This window comes from Hydrogenophaga sp. (genome assembly GCF_051007235.1).
Classification (GTDB): Bacteria; Pseudomonadota; Gammaproteobacteria; order Burkholderiales; family Burkholderiaceae_C; genus Hydrogenophaga.
The window spans coordinates 1-22,141 of sequence record NZ_JBPCSJ010000373.1; the positions used below are offsets into that span (position 1 = coordinate 1).

The window sequence follows — 22,141 nt, forward strand, 5'->3', positions numbered from 1 at the left end:
AGCGCTTCCTTGGCATCGGATACGATGCCGTAGTCGGGCGCGAACACGCGGCCGATCTGCGTCGGCTCGATGTCGACGTGGATGAAGCGGCGGCCCTTGCAATACACCTCGGTGGAACCGGTGTGGCGATTGGCCCAGCGGTTGCCGATGCCGAGCACGAAGTCGCTGGCCAGCATCGTGGCGTTGCCGTAGCGGTGGCTGGTCTGCAGGCCGCACATGCCGGCCATCAGCGGGTGGTCATCGGGGATGGCGCCCCAGCCCATCAGCGTCGGGATCACCGGCACGCCGGTGAGTTCGGCGAACTCCACCAGCAGCCCCGACGCGTCGGCGTTGAGGATGCCGCCACCGGCGACGATCAGCGGCTTCTCGGCCGCGGTCAGCATGTCCAGCGCCTTCTCGATCTGCTTGCGCGTGGCGGCCGGCTTGTACACCGGCAATGGTTCGTAGGTGTCGATGTCGAACTCGATCTCGGCCATCTGCACGTCGATCGGCAGGTCGATCAGCACCGGGCCGGGGCGGCCCGAGCGCATGAGGTGGAAGGCCTGCTGGAACACGCGCGGCACCAGCGCGGGCTCGCGCACCGTCACGCTCCACTTGGTGACCGGCTTGCTGATGGCCTCGATGTCCACCGCCTGGAAATCTTCCTTGTAGAGGCGGGCACGCGGCGCCTGGCCGGTGATGCAGAGGATCGGTATCGAATCGGCACTGGCCGAATACAGGCCCGTGATCATGTCGGTGCCGGCCGGGCCGCTGGTGCCAATGCACACACCGATGTTGCCGGCGCGCGCCCGGGTGTAGCCCTCGGCCATGTGCGAAGCACCTTCCACGTGCCTGGCCAGCACGTGGGCGATGGTCTGCCGCTCGCGCAGCTGCGCGTACAGCGGGTTGATGGCGGCCCCCGGCACACCAAAGGCCTGGGTGATGCCTTCTTTCTCCATCACCAGCACCGCCGCCATTGCGGCTTTCATCTTCGCCATGTCTGTCTCCGGTTGGGTTGAATCACTGGCGCTGATGCTAGGGAGACCCTGCCGTGTTGAGAATGCCACCGGCGGTACGCCGATTCGATACTCCGGGTATGCAATCCCCCGGCTAACATGCGCCCATGGACCGTTACAAGGAAATCGAAGCCTTTGTGCAGGTGATGGAACACGGCAGCCTGGCCGCGGCCGCGCTGCACGCCGGCATCACCCCGGTGATGATGGGCCGGCGCATCGACGCGCTGGAAAAGCGCCTGGGCGCACAGCTGATCCACCGCTCCACCCGGCGCCTGGTGCTGACCGAGCAGGGCGCCAGCTTTCTGGACGAATGCCGTGCCCTGCTGGCGCAATGGGCACAGGCCGAGGCCACGGTGTCGGCGCACAAGCACAGTGCCAGCGGCCACCTGATCGTGTCGGCCCCGGCCGCCTTCGGGCGCCTGCACGTGGCACCCCACGCGCCGGCGTTCCTCAAGGCCAACCCGGCGGTCAAGCTCTCGTTCAACCTGACCGACCGTGTCGTGGACCTGGTGCGGGACGGCTACGACATGGGCATCCGCATCGGCGGCGCGATCGATCCGAACTTTGTGGCGATCAAGCTGGCGGTGAACCAGCGCGTGGTCTGTGGCACACCCGCCTACTTCCGCAAGCACGGCAAACCGCAGACGCTGGACGACCTGCAACACCACAACTGCCTGGCCTTCAACCTGCAAGGCGGTCAGCAGCGCGGCTGGTATTTCCAGCAGGACGGCAAGACGGTGACGGTGCGCGTGGACGGTAACCTGGACTGCAACGACGGCGAGCTGCTGCACCGCTGGGTCAGCGAAGGCATGGGCCTGGGCTGGCGCAGCACCTGGGAGATCCAGGCCCAGCTGCAGCGCGGCGAACTGGTGACCGTGCTCGATGATTTCGCCCTGCCCGCCTACGACATCCTGGCCGTTTACCCGCAGCAACGGCACCTGCCGGCCAAGGTGCGCTTTTTCATCGAACACCTGAAGAAGGTGTATTCAAAGCCCAACTACTGGTTGAAGTGACATGAACTCCCTGCTGATCCACAACGCCACCTGCATCGCCACCTTCGACCACGCCGACCCAGCACAGGGGCGCGAGCTGAAGGACGCGAGCCTGTTCGTGCGCGACAACGTCATCGAATGGATCGGCCCGACCACCGAGCTGCCGCGCGCGCTGCTCGAATCGGCTGGCGAAACCATCGACGCGCGCGGCCACCTGGTCACGCCTGGGCTGGTGAACACGCACCACCACATGTACCAGTCGCTCACGCGCGCCATCCCCGGCGTACAGGACGCGGAACTGTTCGGCTGGCTGCGCGGGCTCTACCCGATCTGGGCCGGGCTGACGCCCGAGATGGTGCAGGTGTCCACCCAGGTCGCGATGGCCGAGCTGCTGATGAGCGGTTGCACCACCAGCAGCGACCACCTCTACATCTACCCCAACGGCGTGCGGCTGGAAGACAGCATCGAAGCCGCGCAGCGGATCGGCATGCGCTTCGTGGCCACGCGCGGCAGCATGAGCGTGGGCCAGTCGCAGGGCGGCCTGCCGCCGGACCGGGTGGTCGAAAAGGAAGACGCGATCCTGAAAGACAGCCAGCGCCTGATCGAGACCTGGCACAGCGCCGAGCACGGTGCCATGGTGCAGGTGGCGCTGGCACCGTGTTCGCCGTTCTCGGTCAGCCCGGCGCTGATGAAGGCCAGTGCCGAGCTGGCGCGCAGCTTCAAGGGTCTGGGCGTTCGACTGCACACCCACCTGGCCGAAAACGACCACGACATCGCCTACAGCCGCGAGAAGTTCCGTATGACCCCGGCGCAGTACGCGCAGGAGCTGGGCTGGCTGGGCGACGACGTCTGGCACGCCCACTGCGTCAAGCTCGATGACGAAGGCATCTCGCTGTTCGCCGCCAGCCGCACCGGCGTGGCGCACTGCCCCTGCAGCAACATGCGCCTGGCCAGCGGCATCGCACCGATCCGCCGCATGCTGAACGCGGGCGTGCCCGTGGGCCTGGGGGTGGACGGTAGCGCCAGCAACGACGGCGCGCACATGGTCAACGAGGCGCGCCAGGCAATGCTGCTCGCCCGGGTGGGCCGTGCGCTGATGCCGCCCGAGACCCGCAACGGCAAGACCTTCTTCGGCTGCGACCTGGGCCCGGCCGAAATGACGGCGCGCGACGCGCTGCACACCGCCACCCGCGGCGGCGCGCAGGTACTGGGGCGAACCGACATCGGCCACCTGGCCCCCGGCATGTGCGCCGACCTCGCGCTGTTCGACCTGCGCACGCTGGCGTTTGCCGGCGGCGCGGTGCACGACCCGGTGGCCAGCCTGCTGCTGTGCGCCAGCCCGCCCGCCGCGTTTGTCGTGGTCAACGGCCGGGTGGTGGTGCGTGAAGGAATGCTGACCTCCGTCAACCTCGGGCCCTTGCTGGAACGGCACAATCGCCTCGCTCTGGAGCTGGCCGCCGCAGCGCGCAGCGCCTGAGTCAGGGTGCGCCTGGCCTCTGCAGGGTCTTTGGGTTCTGTCATATCGTGAAGGCACAATGGAGCCTGTGCCGGCGGCCACCGCACGGCTGCCCCGAGACAGCGCCCGACACATGGCGTGAAACCTCCTTTTTTACCGAGCCGTCCTCCCGGACGCAACGAGAACAGCAGCATGAGACGTCTGGACGATTTCCGCCTGAAGATGGGCAAGACCGAGCTGGTGCCCATCATGATCGGCGGCATGGGCGTGGACATTTCCTCCTCCGACCTGGCCCTGGAAGCCGCACGCCTGGGCGGTGTCGGTCACATCTCCGACGCCATGATCAAGACGGTGACCGATCGCCGCTACAAAACCAAATTCGTCAAGGCCAAGCAGGCGCTGTACAAGCTCAACGTCGACTCGTCCGACAAGTCGCTGGTCAAGTTCGACCTGGGCGATCTGGCCGAGGCCACACGCCTGCACGTCGAGCACACCATGGCGCGCAAGACCGGCAGCGGCATGGTGTTCATCAACTGCATGGAAAAGCTGACGATGAACGGCCCGAAGGAGACGCTCAAGGTCCGCATGGCCTCGGCGCTGGACGCTGGCATCGACGGCATCACGCTCGCGGCCGGCCTGCACCTGGGCTCCTTCGCCCTGATCGAGGACCACCCGCGCTTTCGCGACGCGAAGCTGGGCATCATCGTCTCCAGCCTGCGCGCGCTGCAGCTGTTCATCAAGAAGAACTCGCGCCTGAACCGCCTGCCCGATTACGTGGTGGTCGAAGGCCCGCTGGCCGGCGGCCACCTGGGCTTTGGCATGGACTGGGCGCAATACGACCTGGCCACCATCGTCGCCGAGATCCACGCCTGGCTGCAGACCGAGCAGCTGGACATCCCGCTGATCCCGGCCGGCGGCATCTTCACGGGCAGCGACGCGGTGCGCTTCATGGAACTGGGCGGCTCTGCGGTGCAGGTGGCCACGCGCTTCACCGTCACCAAGGAATGCGGCCTGCCCGACGACATCAAGCAGGAATACTTCAAGGCCAAAGAGGACGACATCGAGGTCAACGAGATTTCGCCCACCGGCTACCCGATGCGCATGATCAAGAGCAGCCCGGGCATCGGTGACGGCATCCGCCCGAACTGCGAAGCCTACGGCTACCTGCTGGACGCCAACGGCAAGTGCGCCTACATCACGTCCTACAACCGCGAGGTGCTGGCGCACCCGGGCGAGAAGCGCATTTCGGTCCCGGACAAGACCTGCCTGTGCACGCACATGCGCAACTTCGAGATCTGGACTTGCGGCCAGCTGACCTGGCGCCTGAAGGACACCACGCTGCGCAACGCCGACGGCCAGTACCAGCTGCTGAGCGCCGCCCACGTGTTCCAGGACTACCAGTTCAGCACCGACAACCAGGTCGCTTTGCCGGAAGCCGAGGCAGTGCCCGCCTGAGAGGAGCCAGCAGCCAGCGCGGAACCGGCTTTGCCGGGCCGCTGCTGGCGCCCCCTTGAGGGGGAGACGCAGCAGGCGGCGCAGGGGTGGGTCACAACCTGCGCCGGGGTGATCAGGATTTGCCGGCGGTGAAGCCCCCGTCCACCAGCAGGTCGGCACCGGTCACAAAACCCGCCTCGTCGCTCAGCAGGAACAGTGCGGCGTTCGCCACCTCTTCCGACCGGCCCAGGCGGCCCAGCGGGTGCAGGCCGATCAGAACGTTCTTGGTCGCGTCGTCCAGCGCCGACAGCAGCGGTGTGTCGATGTAACCCGGCCCCAGGCTGTTGACGCGCACGCCCTTGCTGGCGCCCTCCAGCGCCAGGGTGCGCGTGAGGTTCACCACCCCGCCCTTGCCCGCCGTGTAGGCGGCCGTGCCGCCCTGACCGAACACCCCCAGGATGGAGGCGCAGTTGACGATGCTGCCCTACCCTGGGCGTACATGGGGCCGAGCGCGGCGCGCGCCACCCGGAACACCCCGTTGAGGTTGATGTCGATGATGCGCAGGAAGTCAGCGTCCGGGGAGCTGTCGGCAGGGCAGATGCCGCCGATGCCGGCGTTGTTGAACACGCCGTCGAGCCGGCCGAAGGTCGACACCGTGGTCTCCACCATCGCATCCACCTGCTCGGTGGACGTGACGTCCACCGGCACGAAGACGCAGCGCCCCGGGTAGAGCGCGTCCAGCCGCGCCGCCTCGGCCATGCCCGCCGAACCGGCGAGGTCGGCCAGGTCCACCCGGGTGCCTTCGCGCAGGCAGCGCTCCACCGTGGCCAGCCCGATGCCGCTGGCACCACCGGTGATGAGGACGACGTGGTCTTGCAGTCGAATGGGAGTCCCTTCGAACCATGACGGGCGCCGCGGACCGCGGCACCTCATTTCCATTCTGGCGGGGGGCTGTTGACAGGCGCCACCAATCCGGTCAAAAAGACCTCAGATGCCCGAGCCCGCCGGTCAGGCCACGAACTGCTTGACGGTCTGCACCAGGCGGGCCGACTGCTGCTGCAGTTGCTCGGACGCGGCCGCGGCCTGCTCGCCGATGGCGGCGTTCTGCTGGGTGTTCTGGTCCAGCTCGCCGATCGCGTGCGTGACGGACTGGATGCGCCCCGACTGCTCGCGCGTGACCTGGCTGACCTCGGACAGCAGCAGGTCCACCTGCCGGACCGCTTCGCCCAGGCCGTTGAGCGTGTCCTCGGCCTGGCGGATCAGCGTGGCACCGGAGGCCACCCGCGCTTCCGAATCGACGGTGAGCTGGCGGATGTCCTTGGCGGCGGCCGCGCTGCGTTGCGCCAGCGTGCGCACCTCGCCGGCGACCACGGCAAAGCCGCGGCCCTGGTCACCCGCGAGTCCGGCCACGACCGCGGCATTGAGCGCCAGGATGTTGGTCTGGAACGAGATGGAATCGATCAGGCTGGTGATGTCGGCGATGCGGCGGCTGGACTCGTTGATCTTGTCCATGGCGGCGCTGCTCTCGCGCATCACCTGCTGGCCGCTCTGGGCCTGCACCACAGCCTCACGGGCCAGGCGCGCCGCGTGGTCGGACGATTCCGCGCTGTGCGCCACGGCCTGTGACAGGTCGCGCAAAGCGCTCGCGCTCTGTTGCAGGTGCGTGGCCTGCTGTTCGGTGCGCACCGACAGGTCCGCGTTGCCGCTGGCAATTTCGCGCGAGGCGTTGGCCACGCCGGCGGAGACGTCACCCACCTCGCCGAAAGCCTTGCGGAGCTTGGACGCGAAGGCGTTGAAGCCGCGCGCGATCACCGTGAGTTCGTCGTTGCCTTTGACCGGCAGTTCGACCGAGAGGTCGGTGTTGCCGTCGGCCAGCGCCTGCATGGTGCCGCCCAGGTTGTGCAAGGGGCGCATGAGCGAACGCACCAGCAGCGTCATGCACAGGGCCGCCAGCGCGCAGGCCACCGCGGCCGCGGTGAGGGCGGCGTACAACTGCTGCTGCGCCGCGGCGGCGGCCACGGCATGGGGATACGACACCACCACGCTCCAGGGCGCGGTGCCGTCGAGCACCGTCACCGGCGCGTACAGGTGCACCCAGCCCTGGCCGTCGTCCCAGCTGTGGTGCTCGCCCTTGGCCACGTGCTCCAGCACCTCGGCCGGCAGGTCGTCGGCCTTTTTGCCCAGACGCGCGGCATCGGCATGCGCCAGGTAGAGACCGCCGTTGGACAACAGCGAGACCCGGCCACCGGGCACCGGTTCAAGCTGAACCAGCCGCTCAGAGAGGCCGGAGAGCGGCAGGTCGGCACCGGTGGCGCCCACGAACTGCCCGCCCACCAGGATGGGGGTGATCATGGTGGTCATGAGCACGTCCTTGCCGGCCACCGGGTACACATAGGGCTCGATCAACGCGGGCTTGCGCGTGCTCCGGGGCGTGGCGTACCAGGCGTTGGACCCTTCCTTTTCGTAGTCCAGCAGCGGTTCCACTGCGATCTGGCCGCTGCCACGGTTCCAGTAGGCGATGTAGCGGCCGGTGGCGTCGTAGGCGGGGCCCTTGTTGACGAACTCGGCGTCCTTGCCGTCCAGCGCGTTGGGTTCCCAGATGGAATAGGTGCCGATGAATTCGGTGCGCTGCACCAGCAGCTGTTTGGCCATGGCGTCGAGCTGATCACGGCTGGGCGGATGGTTGGCAGCGCGCATGCCCTCCATGTTCGCGCCCATCGCCAGCACAGCGGCAAAGCTGCGACCCAGTTCACCGCCCACCTGCGCGGCGGCCTGGTCGGCCGCTTTGTCCGCCTGGGCGTTCGCCGCGGCCTGGGCGCGGGCGCTGGCCTGCAGCCCGACCACCACACTGGTGGCGGCCACGCAGCACACGCACAGGAGCACCGCGGTCACGGTGAGCTTGGTGGTGAGGGACCAGACACCCAGACGGGGCACGGAACGGCGGGAGGAAGTGGTCATGACGGGGCGTACTGAGTTCAAGGGATACGCCACTATCGACCAAACCCGCCCCATCTGAAGCCCCGATCAGCGGCCAGGATCGGGGCTTATCTCAGCCCGCCAGGCGCTGCACCAGCCAGGTGTTGAGATCGAGCACCTCGTCCATGCAGACCTCGTGGCCCATGGGGTAGGTGCGCCAGTCCACCGGCTGCCCGAGCGCGGTGAGGGTGTCCCGGGCGGCCTCGCCGCGCGCGGGCACGACGACGTCGTCCTGGTCGCCATGGGCCATGAACACCGGGGTGTCGCGGTTGGCCGGGCTGCGTTCAACGGCCGTCGCGTCTGCCAGGGGCAGGTAGCCCGAGAGCGCCACCAGCCCGGCCAGCCGCTGCGGTGCGCGCACGCCGGCCAGCAGGGTCATGGCGCAGCCCTGCGAAAAGCCCATCAGCACCACGCGCTCGGCGGCCACGCCGCGCTGCACCTCGCGGTCGATCAGCTGCTGCACCAGGGCCTGGCTCTGGCGCAGGCCGGGCCTGTCTTCGCGGCGCGTGCCGTCGGGAGCGGGCGGCTCGATGTCGTACCAGGCGCGCATCTCGTAGCCGGCGTTGAGGGTCACCGGCCGCACCGGCGCGCTGGGGAACACAAAGCGCACCGGGCCGACGGCCGACAGGTCCATGGCCTGGGCCACCGGCACGAAGTCGCTGCCGTCAGCTCCCAGGCCGTGCAGCACAACGATGCTGGCCACCGGCCGCGCGTTTGCGTCGCCGCCGGTGGTGAATTCGATGAGTTCGATGCGGGTGTCGGTGGATGCGGTCATGCGGGCAGCATAGCGCCGATGGCCCACACACCGGCCCCGCCCGGCCCGGGAACTCGGTCAGGGCGCCCCGTATCCAGAGCACACAACGGGCTGCATCTGGAGCGATCGCTCTAGAAAAAGCGCGGGAAAGCCCGCAGCCCGCACGCCGGACCGCACCGGTAGATTCAAGAAAGACCACTGGAGACATCTATGCCCAAAATCGCCCCCGAATTCCTCGCCCTGCAGCGCCTGTACCACTGGGAAAAAAGTGCCCCGAACCGCGTGGCGCTGTCCCAGCCCATGGGCGGCGGCGCGGTGCAGGACTTCACCTGGGGCCAGGTGGCCGACCACTCGCGCCGCATGGCGGCCCACCTGCAGGCGCAGGGCTGGGCGCCGGGCAGCAAGGTGGCCATCCTGTCCAAGAACTGCGCCTGGTGGATGATGAGCGACCTGGCCATCTGGATGGCGGGTTACGTTTCGGTGCCGCTGTACCCCACGCTGGCGCCCGAGACCATCACGCAGATCCTCACGCACAGCGAAAGCAAGGCCTGCTTCGTTGGCAAGCTCGACGGCTGGGAACACATGCAACCCGGCGTGCCCGCTGGCCTGCCCTGCATCAGCTACCCGCTGTCGCCCGACTCGGCCCGCAGCGCTTACGAAGGCTGGGACGCGATCGTGGCCCGCACCGCGCCCCTGGGCGCATCGCCCACGCGCGCCGAGAACGACCTGGCCACCCTGATCTACACCTCGGGCACCACCGGCATGCCCAAAGGCGTGATGCATTCCTTTGGCAACTTCGCCTGGGCGCTGGACCGCGGCCTGCAACGCATCCCCATGACCGGCGAGGACCGCATGCTGTCCTACCTGCCGCTGGCGCACGTGGTCGAGCGCATGCTGGTGGAACACGGCTGGCTGCGCACCGGCATGCACGTGTACTTCGCCGAATCGCTGGACACCTTCGCCGCCGACCTGCAACGCGCACGGCCCACCGTGTTTTTCTCGGTGCCGCGCCTCTGGGTGAAATTCCAGCAGGGCGTGCACCACAAGATGCCGCCGGCCAAGCTGCAGCGCCTGCTGGGCATCCCCATCCTGGGCGGCATCGTGCGCAAGAAGATCCAGAAAGCCCTGGGGCTGGACCAGTGCACCTTTGCTGCGGGCGGCGCCGCCCCCATGCCCATGGCCCTGCTGCAGTGGTACGGCAAGCTCGGCCTGCCCATCAACGAAGGCTACGGCATGACCGAGAACCTGGCGCTCTCGCACATCACCGTGGCCGGGCAGCACCAGCAAGGCACCGTGGGCCCGACCTACCCCGGCGTGGAACACCGCATCGACCCGGCCACCGGCGAAATCCAGATGCGCAGCCAGGCGCTGATGATGGGTTACTACAAGGAGCCCGAGAAAACCGCCGAGGTGTTCACGGCCGACGGCTGGCTCAAAACCGGCGACAAGGGCCAGATCGATGGGCAGGGCCTGCTGCGCATCACCGGACGCGTCAAGGACCTGTTCAAGACCGGCAAGGGCAAATACGTGGCGCCGGCGCCGATCGAAGACAAGCTGGTGATGCACGAAGCGGTGGAAGCCTGTGTGGTGACCGGCGCCAACCTGGGCCAGCCGCTGGGCATCGTGATGCTCAACGCCGACTTCGCGGCCAAGGCCCAGGACCCGATGGCACGGCGCGAACTGGAAGGCTCACTGAACACCCACCTCAAGACGATCAACGCCACACTGGATCCGCACGAACGGCTGCAAGTCATCGTGGTCACCACCACCGCCTGGACGGTGGACAACGACGTCATCACGCCCACCTTCAAGGTCAAGCGCAATCGCATCGAAGACCTGTACGCCCGGCACTACGAAACCTGGGAGGCCTCGGGCCAGACCGTGATCTGGCAGTGAGGCAGAGCAGCACAGCCCGTCAGCGGGTGTGGGCCGCCAAGCGGTCCAGCACACCACGGGCGCCCGCCTCGCACAAGGCCAGCACGCGCTCGAACCCGGCCAGGTTGCCGTAGTACGGGTCGGGCACCTCGCCGCCGGCTTCCACGCCGGCGTAGTCCAGAAACAGGTGCAGCTTGTGCCGGTGTTCGGGCGGGCAATCGTCCTGCAGGTTCGCCAGGTTGTCCCGGTCCATGGCCAGGATCAGGTCGCAACGCTCGTAATCCTGCGCCCGCACACGGCGCGCACGCTCACGGTGGATCTGCTCATAGCCCGCCGCGGCCGCGACCTGGATGGCGCGCGGATCCGCCTTTTCGCCCTGGTGCCCGCCATAGGTGCCGGCCGAGTCCACCGTCACACTGCGCGCCAGACCTCGGCGCTGCACCTCGCCCTGCAACACGGCCGATGCGGTGGGAGAGCGGCAGATGTTGCCCATGCAGACGACGAGGATGCGGATCATGGGGCGCGAGGATATCAAAGGCCCCCATGTCCCCTACCCCCAAAGAAAAGGCCCGCACGGGGCGGGCCTTGTCGGTGCGGCGGAGGCCGTCGCTCAGATGCGGTAGTCCTCGACGCTCTTGCCCGCGGCCAGCACGGCACGCACCCACTCGGGCTTGCGACCCGGGCCGCCGGCCCAGAGTTCGCCGTTCGGGCCGCGGTACTTGGCCGGTGCGGCGGACTTGGACTTGCCCACCTTCTTGGCGCCGCCGGTGGCCGCGCCACCCAGGTCGGCGACGGTCAGGCCGTACTGCTTCATCTTGGCCTTGATGTCAGCGATCACGGACGCCAATTCGTTCTTGCGCGCCTGTTCGGCTTCCGCCATCAGTTGCTGGGCCTGGGCCATCAGTTCGGAATACGTTGCCATTGATGTTCCTTGTGGTTTGACTGTAAACAATTGTTGTATTGGATTGCATCCCAACGATGCGGGTTCAATTCTAATCCGATTTTCCGAGAGATATCCATTTCTGGAGTTCCTCAGGCAATTCGGTTTGCAATTCCAGCGCCTGCCCCGTGACCGGGTGCGCAAGTTTCAGGCGCCAGGCGTGCAGAAACATCCGTTTGAATCCCAGCCGGGTCAATTGGCGGTTGAGTTCGAAGTCGCCGTATTTGTCATCGCCCACGATCGGGTGGCCAGCACTGGCCAGATGCACACGGATCTGGTGTGTTCGCCCGGTTTTGATGGTGACTTCCAGCAGGCTGAAACCTTCGGCGTAGGCCGCGTCCAGCCCGCCAGGCGCGGGAACGGCCTGCACCACTTTCACCAGCGATACCGATTTCATGCCATCGGGATCGTCTTTGCCGGTCACCCGCACACGGCGTTCGCCATCGGGCAGCAGGTATTTGTGCAGGGGCTGATCCAGCACCTTGAGGCGGGCCGGCCAGACGCCTTTGACCAGCGCCAGATAGGTTTTGCCGGTTTCTCGCTCGCGAAATTGGTCTTGCAAGGCCTTCAGCGCACTCTTCTTTTTGGCGATCAGCAGCAGGCCGCTGGTTTCCCGGTCGAGCCGGTGCACCAATTCGAGCAGGCGCGCCTGCGGCCGGGCCTGGCGCATTTGCTCGATCACGCCAAAACTCACGCCGCTGCCGCCATGCACCGCCACGCCAGCCGGTTTGTGAATGGCCAGAAACGCCTCGTCTTCGAACACCACCGGAAATTCGCGCGCGGGCGCCGGCTGGGCGGCTTTTTCCTCGGCGCGTTCGGACAGGCGGATCGGCGGGATGCGCAGCACATCGCCAGGGTTGACGCGGTCGTCCGCCGACACGCGCCCCTTGTTCCGACGCACCTCGCCCGAACGGATGATGCGGTAGATGTGCGTCTTGGGCACACCCTTGAGCACGCGGATGAGGAAGTTGTCCAGCCGCTGCCCGGCCGATTCTTCGTCCACGGTCAGGAATTGCACCGCCGCGGCGGTCTGGAGGGAGGGCTTGGAATGCAAGGAAAACCCGCTGAAAAGTGCGGCCCCACGGACCGGGGGAGCGCACTATAATGTGCTGCGCCAGTCGTGTGCTGTAAGTGGTTGATTTCCTTGAGTTTAAGGCACCCACCGCAGGCAGGCTCCCCCAGCTCTGGATGCCGGGGGTCCGACTGGCCACCCGTTGCCACCGCCGGCACCCGGGCCAGGTCGCTGTTCCACACCCTCGCAGACGAGACCGGAACCCCGCCCCAGCCCGGAGGAAGCCAGCGGCGCAACCAGCAGACAACCGCAGACCCGATACGGAATACCCCCATCGGCCAGCCGCCCCCGGCGACAGCACGACGCTGCACGGGATGGCTGGCCGAGGACGCAGTGAAACCAGCGGCCCCCGTGGCGCCCCGACCGTCGATGACGACCGCAGCGCCCCCGCCCTGATCACCGCTGTCCACGCGCCTACGCCCTGACCCGGCGGTTCGACGCGGCACACCCACCCCGTGTGCCCCGCCTCGAACGATCTCTCCCGCTGCCCGGCCTTCCCGCCGGGTGGGCACCGGGTCGGTGGCTCTCCGGCAATTCCTCCCCCGTTTGCGCGCCTTTGCTGGTGCATGGCAGATCGGCGCCTGGGTTCGTCCCGGCGCCATGTCAGTGTCAGACCGAAGGAAACGCATCATGAAACGCATGCTGATCAACGCCACGCAGGCCGAAGAGCGCCGCCTGGCGATCGTGGACGGGCAGAAACTGCTCGACTACGAAATCGAAATCGAAGGACGCGAACAGCGCAAGGGCAACATCTACAAGGCCGTCGTCACCCGCGTCGAGCCTTCGCTGGAAGCCTGCTTCGTCGACTACGGCGAAGACCGCCACGGTTTCCTGCCGTTCAAGGAAATCTCGCGCCAGTACTTCCAGGGCAATGTCTCGCCCTCGCAGGCGCGCATCAACGACGTGATCAAGGAAGGCCAGGAGCTGCTGGTCCAGGTCGAGAAGGAAGAGCGCGGCAACAAGGGCGCGGCCCTGACCACCTTCGTGAGCCTGGCCGGCCGCTACGTGGTGCTGATGCCCAACAACCCGCGCGGCGGTGGCGTCAGCCGCCGCATCGAAGGCGAAGACCGCCAGGAACTCAAGGCCGCGCTGGACCAGCTCGAGTACCCCAACGGCATGAGCATCATCGCGCGCACCGCCGGCATCGGCCGCGACGCGCCCGAACTGCAGTGGGACCTGAACTACCTGCTCAAGCTGTGGAACGCCATCGACGGCGCGGCCAAGGGCGGCAAGGGTGCCTACCTGATCTACCAGGAATCGAGCCTGGTGATCCGCGCCATCCGCGACTACTTCAACGGCGACATCGGCGAGATCCTGATCGACACCGACGACATTTACGAACAGGCTCACCAGTTCATGAGCCACGTGATGCCGGAGCACGGCCACCGCGTCAAGCGCTACCGCGACGACGCGCCGCTGTTCAGCCGCTTCCAGATCGAACACCAGATCGAGACCGCCTACAGCCGCATCGTGCAGCTGCCCAGCGGCGGCGCCATCGTGATCGACCAGACCGAAGCGCTGGTGGCGGTGGACGTGAACTCGGCCCGCGCCATCAAGGGCGGTGACATCGAAGAAACCGCGACCCGCACCAACCTGGAAGCCGCCGACGAAGTGGCGCGCCAGGCCCGCCTGCGCGACCTGGGCGGCCTGATCGTGATCGACTTCATCGACATGGAAGAGTCGAAGAACCGCCGCGAAGTGGAAAACCGCCTGCGCGACGCGCTGCGCCAGGACCGCGCCCGCGTGCAGTTCGGCTCCATCAGCAAGTTCGGCCTGCTCGAAATGAGCCGCCAGCGCCTGAAGCCCACGCTGAGCGAAGGTTCGTCCATCCCCTGCCCGCGCTGCGGCGGTTCCGGCCACATCCGCGACACGGAAAGCTCGGCCCTGCAGATCCTGCGCATCATCCAGGAAGAGTCGCTCAAAGACAGCACGGCCGCCGTGCTGGTGCAGGTACCGGTCGAAGTGGCCAGCTTCCTGCTCAACGAAAAGCGCACCGAGATCACCAAGATCGAACTCAAGCAGCGTATCAACGTGCTGCTGGTGCCCAACAAGTCGCTGGACACGCCGAACTACAAGCTCGAACGCCTCAAGCACGACGACCCGCGCCTGGACAACCTGGACGCCAGCTACAAGCTGGCCGAAGAAGCCGAGGACCCGACCAGCTTCACGCGCCGCAGCCAGGAACGCACCAACAAGCAGGAACCGGTGATCAGGGGCGTGCTGCCCGACGGTCCCGCGCCCGTCGCGGCCCCCAAGCCCGAAGCTGTGCCCGTCGCCGCAGCGCCGGCCGCACCGGTGGCCGCAGCGCCTGCGCCAGTCCAGGCAGCGCCCAAGGTCGCCGCACCGGCCGAGAAGGGTTTCTTCGGCTGGCTCAAGAGCCTGTTCGGTGGCGCCGCGCCCGCTGCGCCCGCCGCCGCGGAGCCCAAAACCGCCCCCGCACCGGCCAAGACCGGTGACCGTGAACCGCGCGGCGAAGGCCGCCGGGAGGGTGGCCGAGAAGGTGGCCGCGATGGCCGTGGCCGTGGTGGCCGCAACAGCGGCGCCAACGGCGAAGCCCGTGCACCGCGCGAAGGCCGCGGCGAAGTGGGCCGAGAGGGACGCGAAGGTGGCCGAGGCCCGCGTGGGGCCGATGGCCGCAATGGCGAAGCCCGCGTGGAAGGCCGCGATGGCAACCGCGCACCGCGTGGTGAAGGTCGCGGCGAGGGCCGTGGCGAGCCACGCAACGACGCTGCCCGCGGCGAAGGCCGTGGCGACAACCGGGGTGAAGGCCGCAACGGTGGCCGTCGCGACAACCGCCGCGACGCGGCCCCGGTCGATGCACCGGCGGACACCGAAGCCCTGTTGAACGCACCCGCCACCGCTGACGCGGGCGATGCCGGCGCAGCGCCCGAAGCCGCTGAAGGCCAGCGCCGTGAGCGCCGTCCGCGCAACGACAACCGCCGCCGCAACGAAGGCGCGGACGCCGCAGCCCCGCAAGGCCTGATCGAGGCTGCCTCGATGCGTGCCGAGCAGGACGCCCAGGCCGCGGGTGGCGAGCCCACCCCGACCGAAGGCGATGCCGACAACGCCGGCCAGCGCGCCCCGCGCGAGCGCCGCAGCCGCGACCGCTACGGCCGTGACCGCCGCGAACGCGCCCCGCGTGATGCAGCGACCAGCGACGCCGACACCGGCAACGCCGACGCCCCGACCGCCGAAGTCGCTGCGACCGAAGAACGCGCCTACGAAGCCCCGACGCGCAGCTACTTCAGCCTGCCGGCGCAGACCGCAGCCGAACCGGTCGCGGCAGCGCCCGTGGTCGCGCCAGCTGTGGAACCCGTGCCTGTGCTGGACGCTGCCCCCGCTCCGCGCGCCCGCGCTGCAGCACCGACGCAGGCCCCGGCTCCCGCTCCGGCCCCCAAGGCCAGTGCCAGTGCTCCGGCGCGCCAGGGCCTGCCCAAGGTGCAGCCCTACACGGTGTCCATCGACGAGCTGAACCAGGTGGCCCAGACCAGCGGCCTGGAGTGGGTGAACTCGGACGCCGCCAAGGTGGCCCAGGTGCAAGCCGCCATCGCGGCCGAACCCAAGCCCATCCACGTGCCGCGCGAGATCAAGCCGGTGGTGCTGGTGGACGAAGGTCCGCTGGTGCTGGTGGAAACGCGCAAGGACCTGCGCAACATGCCCCTGCCCTTCGAGGCCCAGTGATGTGATGCACAGCCACCGTTCGCGGTGGCGATCACGCCCAGAAAACGCCGGTCATGACCGGCGTTTTTTCATGGGCGCAAGGCATGCACCGGGTCACATCAGACTGGCGTGCCGCGACAAAGGGCTGCGTCCGCCTCCCGCTGCGTGCGAGAGAGGGGGGGGAAGCCGCGTCAGCGGGGCGGGGGTGAACAAGTCATCTCCGGCGCGCGTGCCACTGTCCAGGGCAGCCGTGGAACCGGCTTCGCCAGGCCACAGGCTGCGTCCCCCTCCCGCCGCTGGCGAGAGAGGGGGACGCCGCGTCAGCGGCGCAGGGGGAGTGACTTCAACTCAGCAGCGCAGCGCGCTTCCAGGCCGCCTGCGCAGCGGTCGCGTCACCGCGCTCTTCGGCCAGCCGGGCCAGCGCGCACCAGGTGCGGCGCAGCAGGGCCGGGTCCTGCAGGCTGTGGCTGGCCTGACCCAGCAGCTGGGCGGCTTTGCCCCAGAGCTGGCGCTGCATGAAGGCCTGGCCGGCCAGGTACTGCAGGTAGGGGTTGCCGGGCATCTGGCGCTGGGCCTGCTCCAGCCGGGCGAGCCAGGCCGCGTCCAACGAGGACAGCCCCGGTTCGAGCACCACGACCAGCTGGCGCTGCTGGTTCGCGTCGAGTTCGGCCAGCCGCGGCCACAGCGGCTCCAGCCAGCCGCGCACGCGTTCGGCCGTGGCCGGCCCGTTCATCCCGCCGTCGGACAGCGCCAGCTGGTTGGCACGCTGGCTGGCCGCCAGGGCCAGCTCGGGCATGTCGCGTTCCTTGGCATCGAGCTTGGCCCAAACGGCCTGCAATTGCGACAGGTCGTGCGCTTCGCGCAAGGCGTCCAGCGCCAGGCTGCGCAAAATGCTGCGCGAGGCCTGCGGCGAAAACGCACGGTGCTTGGCCAGCAGGCGGGCCGTCTCCAGCGCTTCGGCGGTGGCACCGCCCAGCTGGGCGGTGCGCAGCTTCAGCCGCAGTGCCTGGATACGGCGCGCCGTGCCCTGGGGCAAGTCGGCCAGGCGGCTGCGGGCGAGATCGGCATCGCGCTCCTCCACCGCCCAGTGCACCGAGCGCAGCAGGGCACCTTCGTGCGCCACCGGGGCGGCCTTGGCCAGCTGCGGGTGCAGGGCGGCCTGCAGGTGCTGGTCACGCGCCCCGCGGTTCTGCAGCGACTGCGCGCTCTCGGCCACCAGCAGGTGGGCCAGCAGCTGCAGCTGGGGCCGTTGCGACCACTGCGCCGCGGGCATGGCGTTCAGGCGTTCGAGCGCGACCAGGCCCGCCGACTGGGCGCGCACGAAGCGACCGGCGAGCTGGTGCGACAAGGCGTCGAGCACCGCGCCCACCGCCGCACGCTCGACCTGTTGGTTGCGCCAGCGCTGGGCCTGCACCGGCAGGTCGCGCAGCAACGCGATGGCACGCAAGGCCAGGTAGACCAGCACGAACAGACCGATGAGCGCGAACACCACGAAGTTGAACGCGACGTCGTAGCGGTACGGCGGCCAGAACAGGGTGACGGTGGCCTGGTTGTGGCCCATGAGCAGTGCCAGGGCCACCGCCACGGCCGCGATACCGAGCAGCCAGAACACGCTGCGCATCGCCCCACCCTGCGAGCCCCTGGGGTGCGAACGGCCGACCATCAGCGGCCTCCGGCGGCCGCCGCCAGGGCGGCCAGGCTCTCGTCGGGCCGGGGCGGTTCGACCGGCACCAGCTCGGCGCGCAGCTGGGTCAGCGCGGCCTGGGCGCCCCGCACGCTGGGCGCCGTGCTGTCGAAGTAACGGGTCAGCAGCGCCTCGACCGCACGCACATCGGCCTGGGCCGACGCGGTCTGCCGCGCGAGCAGGCCCAGGCGGGCGTTGAGCAGCTGCAGCTTGAGGTTTTCGCGCAGGAAGAAGGCCTGTTCGGGCGCCAGCAGGGCGGCGTCTGGGTGGTCGATGCGGCTGACGCGCACCAGTTCACGCCCGCTGCGGGTGACGTCGCCCCAGATGCGCTCCCACCAGGTCGGCCAGGCCGAGCCGCTGGCCGCAGGCATCGCGGTGGGTGCGGCCGTGGCGGTGCCCCCACGGGTGGTCCTGGCGGGCTGGGGCACCGGTTTGGCGGGGGGCGCCGAGCGCGGCCCCACGTCGTTGAGCAAGGGCCACTGTTCGACCTGTCGCGCCAACTCGTCCAGCCGCTGCACCAGCGCAGGCACGTCGGTGAGCACCGCGCCCTGGATGCGCTGGATGTCGCGCGCCAGCGCACGCTGCACCGGGTTCAGGCGCGGCTGCGCGGCGCGAGCGATGCGCTGGTCCGCCGCCTGCAGGGCCGACAGCAGCGGCTGGGCGCTGCCGGTCAGCTGCGCTTGTTGCTGCGCCAGCCGCAAGGCGGATTCGATGTCCTGCACCAGGGTGTCGTCGCGCGAACGCGAGAGCGTGAGCATGAGTTCTTCGAGCTGGCTGCGCTGCAGCGTCACTTCGGACAGCTTGACCTCGGCCACCGCCAGCCGGGCCTGCAGTTCCTGGGTTTGCGCCTCGGTCTGCGCAGCCAGGTTGCGGGCCTGCTCGGCCTGGGTGGCGCTGTCCTGGCTGCGGCGTGCCAGCTCTTGCTGGGTGAAGCTGAGTTTCTGCCACAACAGGCCAACCAGCAGCAGGGCGAGCAAAGCTGTGCCCAGCGCCAGCCACACCGGCCAGGCCAAGGCGCTGCGCAGCGCGGTGGGAGGTGCCAGCGGGGCGACTGCCGGCATGGGCACCGCTTCAGGAGGGGATAGGGAGGTGTTGTCGCTCATGGTCGAATCCACTGGGATTCTAGGGTGCGCAACACGTCGGGCAAGGCCGGACGGGTCTGCACGACGCGGCCAAAACCGGCCTGCAGCGCGCGCTGGGCGATGCGGGGGTGGGTGACCAGGGCCTGGGCAGACGCCCAATCGGCCCGGGGCAGCGCTGTCAGCAGGTGGTCCAGCGCTTCGGAACTGCTGAGCAGCCAGACGCTGCCGGCCACGCAGGCCTGCCGCAACGCAGCCGCGAAGACATCGGTGGCCTCGGGTACGTGGCGTTCATAGGCCACCACGGTCTGCACCTCGGCACCGGCCCGCTCGCACTGGCGGATCAGCCAGTCGCGGCCGTTGCCACCGACCGGTGCCGTGGCGGCGTCGTCGCCCGGGGCCACCGACTGGCCGCGCACGATGAGCACTCGGCTGCCAGCCCGCAGCTGGGGCGAGACCACCGGCCACAGCGATTCGGAATCGAACTGGGCGGCGTCGGGCGCCGGCGCGTCGATGCGATCGGCCCCCAGCCCCACGCGCGCCAGGGCCTGCACCAGGCGGCGCGCCGTGCCGGGACCGGGCGCCCAGCAGCGGGTGCGCGTCTGGGCATCGGCCTGCGGCAGGTCGGCCGCGAAGAAATGCTGCACGGCCGCACCGCTGACGAACATCAGCGCGTCGAACTGCGCCCATTGCGCCCGCATCTGGTGCAGGCGGTGCAAGGCATCCGCCGCGCGGGGTTCGGTGATCTGGATCAGCGGCGAGGCCTGGGCCGGCCAGCCCTGCTCACGCAGTTGCGCCACCCAGGTGGCGGCTTCATCGGCGGGGCGGGTGACCAGCAGGCGCCGCAGCACCCGGTCCGCGCCACGGTGGGGCTCGGCGGGCGATGACAAGGGCTCAGGCCCCCGCGGCGGGCGGCTGGGCGCCGGCGGCGCGCAACGCGTTGGCCACGCGCTGGCCCAGCGCTTCGGCCTCGGCCAGGGTGCGCACCACGGCCTGCTCGCCCACGCGCACCAGCGCCAGGCGGCCTTCCGGATCGCCCCAGGCGGCTTGCAGGTGCAAAGTGTCGGCGGCGCCGTCCACCCACTGCGCATAGGCCGCCAGCGGCATGGAACAGCTGCCACCCATGGCGCGCGAGACGGTGCGCTCGGCCGCCACACGCAGCCAGCTGGGCAGGTGCGCCAAGGGTCTGAGCGCTTCGATCAGGTCGGTGCGGTCGGCCCGCACCTCGATGCCCAGCGCCCCCTGCCCGGCGGCCGGCAGCGACTGGCCGTGTTCAAAAATGGCGCGGATGCGCGAGGACAAACCGAGGCGCTTGAGGCCCGCGGCCGCCAGCACGATGGCGTGGTATTGGCCTTCGTCCAGCTTGCGCAGGCGGGTGTCCAGGTTGCCGCGCAGCGGTTCGATGCGCACATCCTGGCGGCCCAGCGCGTTCAGCGCGTCGCGCAGCAGCACCAGGCGGCGCAGGCTGGAGGTGCCCACGACAGCGTCCGGCGGCAGATCGGCCAGGCCCGCGCAGTGCGGCGACACCCAGGCGTCGCGCGGGTCTTCGCGCTCCATCACGCAGGCCAGTGCAAAGCCGGGCGGCAGGTCCATGGGCACATCTTTGAGCGAGTGCACCGCGATGTCGGCGCGCCCTTCTTCGAGCGCCACTTCCAGCTCCTTGACGAACAGGCCCTTGCCGCCGACCTTGGACAGACTGCGGTCCAGGATCTGGTCGCCCAGGGTGGTCATGCCCAGCAGCGTCACCCGGTGGCCCAGGTCTTGCAAGAGGGCCTTGACGTGTTCGGCCTGCCACAGGGCCAGGCGGCTTTCGCGCGTGGCGATGGTGATGGACAGGGCCGGGGAGGTTTGAAAAGTGGACACGGTGAGGATCAAAAAAGATCAAGGCCCGCGCGGCTTGCGGGCCGGTTTGGTACCCGTTTGGTAACGGGACAAGCAACTTTGGATGCTAGCATGACCATTGCCCAAAAAATCAGCAACCCACCCTTGTCCGACATGAGCCGAACGACCGCCCGCCCTGCCGCAACACCCGCCACCCGACGCAAGGCCACGGCCGACAAGGACCAGCCGCTGATCGAAGACATCCGCCTGCTCGGCCGCGTGCTGGGCGACGTGATCCGCGAGCAGGAAGGGGCGGCCATGTTCGAGCTGATCGAACAGATCCGCCAGCTGTCGGTGGCGTTCCGCCGCCACGCCGACCAGGACGCCGACAAGGCGCTCAAGAAGCTGCTCAAGGGCCTCTCAGGCCAGCAGACGGTGAGCGTGATCCGCGCCTTCACCTACTTCAGCCACCTGGCCAACCTGGCCGAAGACCGCCACCACATCCGCCGCCGCGCGGTGCACGAGCGCGCCGGCGACCTGCAGGAGGGCAGCCTGGCGCTGACGCTGCAGCGCCTGCACAAGGCCGGTATAGCGCCCGCCACCATCGCACAGACCCTGGCGCAGGCCCACATCTCGCCCGTGCTCACCGCCCACCCCACCGAGGTGCAGCGCAAAAGCATCCTGGACGCGGAGCGCGCCATCGCCCACCTGCTGGCCGAACGCGAACAGCTGCTGCCGCGCGACGTGGCCGACTTCGAAGCGCAGCTGCGCGCCCGCGTGACCCAGCTCTGGCAGACGCGCCTGCTGCGCTTCACCAAGCTGACGGTGGCCGACGAGATCGAGAACGCGCTGAGCTACTACCAGACCACCTTCCTCACGCAGATCCCGCGCATCTACCGCGACCTGGAAGACGGCCTGGACGCCCAGGACGTGTCGCCGTTCCTGCGCATGGGCCAGTGGATCGGCGGTGACCGCGACGGCAACCCCAATGTGACCGCGCAGACGCTCGAACTGGCCCTGCACAGCCAGGCCGACATGGTGATCCGCCACCACCTCACGCAGCTGCACCACCTGGGCGCCGAGCTGTCGGTCTCGGCCATGCTGGCGAGCGTGAGCCCCGAGATGAAGGCCCTGGCCGAACGCTCGCCCGACCAGAACGCCCACCGCCAGGACGAACCCTACCGCCGCGCCCTGACCGGCATGTACGCCCGTCTGGCCGCCACGCTCAAGGTGCTGACCGGTGGCGAGGCCGCACGCCATGCCGTCGCGCCGCAGGACCCGTACGCCAGCGCCGACGAGCTGCTGGCCGACCTGCGCACCATCGCCGCCTCGCTGGTGGCGCACCACGGGGCGGCGCTGACCCGCTCGCGCCTGCGCCCGCTGATCCGCGCGGTGCAGGTGTT

The 22,141-nt window shown here is 68.9% G+C and carries 18 protein-coding genes; 6 read left to right on the plus strand and 12 right to left on the minus strand.

Annotation, left to right across the window (positions count from 1 at the left end; genetic code table 11):
- Positions 1 to 977, minus strand: a 977-nt coding sequence (locus ACR2JA_RS13280; RefSeq protein ID WP_434009553.1) for a thiamine pyrophosphate-binding protein, incomplete at its 3' end; no start/stop codon positions are given.
- 125 nt (positions 978 to 1,102) lie between these two features.
- On the opposite strand from ACR2JA_RS13280, the gene ACR2JA_RS13285 reads away from it, so the two are divergent.
- The 3 genes from ACR2JA_RS13285 (at position 1,103) to ACR2JA_RS13295 (ending at position 4,898) form a co-directional block, all read left to right on the plus strand.
- Complete coding sequence (locus ACR2JA_RS13285; protein WP_434009554.1) at positions 1,103 to 2,008, plus strand: LysR family transcriptional regulator; 906 nt, start codon at positions 1,103 to 1,105, stop codon at positions 2,006 to 2,008.
- A 1-nt stretch (position 2,009) separates the two neighbouring features.
- Positions 2,010 to 3,464 carry an 8-oxoguanine deaminase gene (locus ACR2JA_RS13290; protein ID WP_434009555.1) on the plus strand — a complete coding sequence of 485 codons (1,455 nt, stop codon included), beginning with the start codon at positions 2,010 to 2,012 and terminating at the stop codon, positions 3,462 to 3,464.
- A 171-nt stretch (positions 3,465 to 3,635) separates the two neighbouring features.
- Entirely contained in the window at positions 3,636 to 4,898 is a 1,263-nt protein-coding gene (locus ACR2JA_RS13295) for a nitronate monooxygenase (protein ID WP_434009556.1), read from the plus strand.
- 112 nt (positions 4,899 to 5,010) lie between these two features.
- Here ACR2JA_RS13295 and ACR2JA_RS13300 read toward each other — a convergent pair whose 3' ends face one another.
- The 4 genes from ACR2JA_RS13300 to ACR2JA_RS13315 form a co-directional block, all read right to left on the minus strand.
- Positions 5,011 to 5,328 (minus strand): SDR family NAD(P)-dependent oxidoreductase, encoded by a 318-nt coding sequence (locus ACR2JA_RS13300; protein WP_434009557.1) that lies wholly within the window; start codon positions 5,326 to 5,328, stop codon positions 5,011 to 5,013.
- A complete protein-coding gene (locus ACR2JA_RS13305) occupies positions 5,274 to 5,816 on the minus strand; it encodes an SDR family NAD(P)-dependent oxidoreductase (protein WP_434009558.1) in 543 nt (180 codons plus the stop codon). The genes ACR2JA_RS13300 and ACR2JA_RS13305 overlap by 55 nt, the downstream gene beginning before the upstream one ends.
- 69 nt (positions 5,817 to 5,885) lie before the next feature.
- Positions 5,886 to 7,835 (minus strand): methyl-accepting chemotaxis protein, encoded by a 1,950-nt coding sequence (locus ACR2JA_RS13310; protein ID WP_434009559.1) that lies wholly within the window; start codon positions 7,833 to 7,835, stop codon positions 5,886 to 5,888.
- 91 nt (positions 7,836 to 7,926) lie between these two features.
- Entirely contained in the window at positions 7,927 to 8,628 is a 702-nt protein-coding gene (locus ACR2JA_RS13315) for an alpha/beta hydrolase (RefSeq protein ID WP_434009560.1), read from the minus strand.
- A gap of 189 nt (positions 8,629 to 8,817) precedes the next feature.
- On the opposite strand from ACR2JA_RS13315, the gene ACR2JA_RS13320 reads away from it, so the two are divergent.
- Positions 8,818 to 10,503, plus strand: coding sequence for an AMP-binding protein (locus ACR2JA_RS13320; protein WP_434009561.1), 1,686 nt, complete (start codon positions 8,818 to 8,820; stop codon positions 10,501 to 10,503).
- Positions 10,504 to 10,522: 19 nt separating this feature from the next.
- Here the strand turns inward: ACR2JA_RS13320 and ACR2JA_RS13325 are convergent, their stop codons facing one another.
- The 3 genes from ACR2JA_RS13325 to ACR2JA_RS13335 form a co-directional block, all read right to left on the minus strand.
- Entirely contained in the window at positions 10,523 to 10,999 is a 477-nt protein-coding gene (locus ACR2JA_RS13325; RefSeq protein WP_434009562.1) for a low molecular weight protein-tyrosine-phosphatase, read from the minus strand.
- Positions 11,000 to 11,092: 93 nt separating this feature from the next.
- Positions 11,093 to 11,404: an H-NS family nucleoid-associated regulatory protein gene (locus ACR2JA_RS13330; RefSeq protein WP_434009563.1), complete on the minus strand. Its 312-nt coding sequence runs from the start codon at positions 11,402 to 11,404 to the stop codon at positions 11,093 to 11,095.
- A gap of 70 nt (positions 11,405 to 11,474) precedes the next feature.
- The gene (locus ACR2JA_RS13335) at positions 11,475 to 12,476 is read right to left on the minus strand and encodes an RluA family pseudouridine synthase (protein ID WP_434009564.1); all 1,002 of its coding nucleotides are present in this window, start codon (positions 12,474 to 12,476) and stop codon (positions 11,475 to 11,477) included.
- Between the two features lie 648 nt (positions 12,477 to 13,124).
- Between ACR2JA_RS13335 and ACR2JA_RS13340 the strand changes: the two genes are divergently transcribed.
- Positions 13,125 to 16,175, plus strand: coding sequence for an Rne/Rng family ribonuclease (locus ACR2JA_RS13340; protein ID WP_434009565.1), 3,051 nt, complete (start codon positions 13,125 to 13,127; stop codon positions 16,173 to 16,175).
- A 322-nt stretch (positions 16,176 to 16,497) separates the two neighbouring features.
- Here the strand turns inward: ACR2JA_RS13340 and ACR2JA_RS13345 are convergent, their stop codons facing one another.
- The 4 genes from ACR2JA_RS13345 to hemC are packed head-to-tail and all read right to left on the minus strand — an operon-like array spanning position 16,498 to position 20,780.
- A complete protein-coding gene (locus tag ACR2JA_RS13345; RefSeq protein ID WP_434009566.1) occupies positions 16,498 to 17,817 on the minus strand; it encodes a heme biosynthesis HemY N-terminal domain-containing protein in 1,320 nt (439 codons plus the stop codon).
- Entirely contained in the window at positions 17,817 to 18,941 is a 1,125-nt protein-coding gene (locus ACR2JA_RS13350) for a uroporphyrinogen-III C-methyltransferase (protein WP_434009567.1), read from the minus strand. The genes ACR2JA_RS13345 and ACR2JA_RS13350 overlap by 1 nt, the downstream gene beginning before the upstream one ends.
- Complete coding sequence (locus ACR2JA_RS13355) at positions 18,938 to 19,807, minus strand: uroporphyrinogen-III synthase (RefSeq protein WP_434009568.1); 870 nt, start codon at positions 19,805 to 19,807, stop codon at positions 18,938 to 18,940. Before ACR2JA_RS13355 ends, ACR2JA_RS13350 begins: the two co-directional genes overlap by 4 nt.
- A 4-nt stretch (positions 19,808 to 19,811) precedes the next feature.
- A complete protein-coding gene (gene hemC / locus ACR2JA_RS13360; protein WP_434009569.1) occupies positions 19,812 to 20,780 on the minus strand; it encodes a hydroxymethylbilane synthase in 969 nt (322 codons plus the stop codon).
- A 132-nt stretch (positions 20,781 to 20,912) separates the two neighbouring features.
- Here hemC and ACR2JA_RS13365 point away from each other — a divergent pair.
- A partial coding sequence (locus ACR2JA_RS13365; RefSeq protein WP_434009570.1) for a phosphoenolpyruvate carboxylase occupies positions 20,913 to 22,141 on the plus strand: 1,229 nt, incomplete at its 3' end.

Excerpts from the sequence above, each read along its gene's own strand:
- ACR2JA_RS13285 (WP_434009554.1), top strand. The coding sequence starts at position 1,103 with ATGGACCGTTACAAGGAAATCGAAGCCTTTGTGCAGGTGATGGAACAC.
- ACR2JA_RS13290 (WP_434009555.1), top strand. The coding sequence starts at position 2,010 with ATGAACTCCCTGCTGATCCACAACGCCACCTGCATCGCCACCTTCGAC.
- ACR2JA_RS13295 (WP_434009556.1), top strand. The coding sequence starts at position 3,636 with ATGAGACGTCTGGACGATTTCCGCCTGAAGATGGGCAAGACCGAGCTG.
- ACR2JA_RS13305 (WP_434009558.1), bottom strand. The coding sequence starts at position 5,816 with ATGGAAATGAGGTGCCGCGGTCCGCGGCGCCCGTCATGGTTCGAAGGG.
- ACR2JA_RS13310 (WP_434009559.1), bottom strand. The coding sequence starts at position 7,835 with ATGACCACTTCCTCCCGCCGTTCCGTGCCCCGTCTGGGTGTCTGGTCC.
- ACR2JA_RS13315 (WP_434009560.1), bottom strand. The coding sequence starts at position 8,628 with ATGACCGCATCCACCGACACCCGCATCGAACTCATCGAATTCACCACC.
- ACR2JA_RS13320 (WP_434009561.1), top strand. The coding sequence starts at position 8,818 with ATGCCCAAAATCGCCCCCGAATTCCTCGCCCTGCAGCGCCTGTACCAC.
- ACR2JA_RS13325 (WP_434009562.1), bottom strand. The coding sequence starts at position 10,999 with ATGATCCGCATCCTCGTCGTCTGCATGGGCAACATCTGCCGCTCTCCC.
- ACR2JA_RS13330 (WP_434009563.1), bottom strand. The coding sequence starts at position 11,404 with ATGGCAACGTATTCCGAACTGATGGCCCAGGCCCAGCAACTGATGGCG.
- ACR2JA_RS13340 (WP_434009565.1), top strand. The coding sequence starts at position 13,125 with ATGAAACGCATGCTGATCAACGCCACGCAGGCCGAAGAGCGCCGCCTG.
- ACR2JA_RS13345 (WP_434009566.1), bottom strand. The coding sequence starts at position 17,817 with ATGGTCGGCCGTTCGCACCCCAGGGGCTCGCAGGGTGGGGCGATGCGC.
- ACR2JA_RS13350 (WP_434009567.1), bottom strand. The coding sequence starts at position 18,941 with ATGAGCGACAACACCTCCCTATCCCCTCCTGAAGCGGTGCCCATGCCG.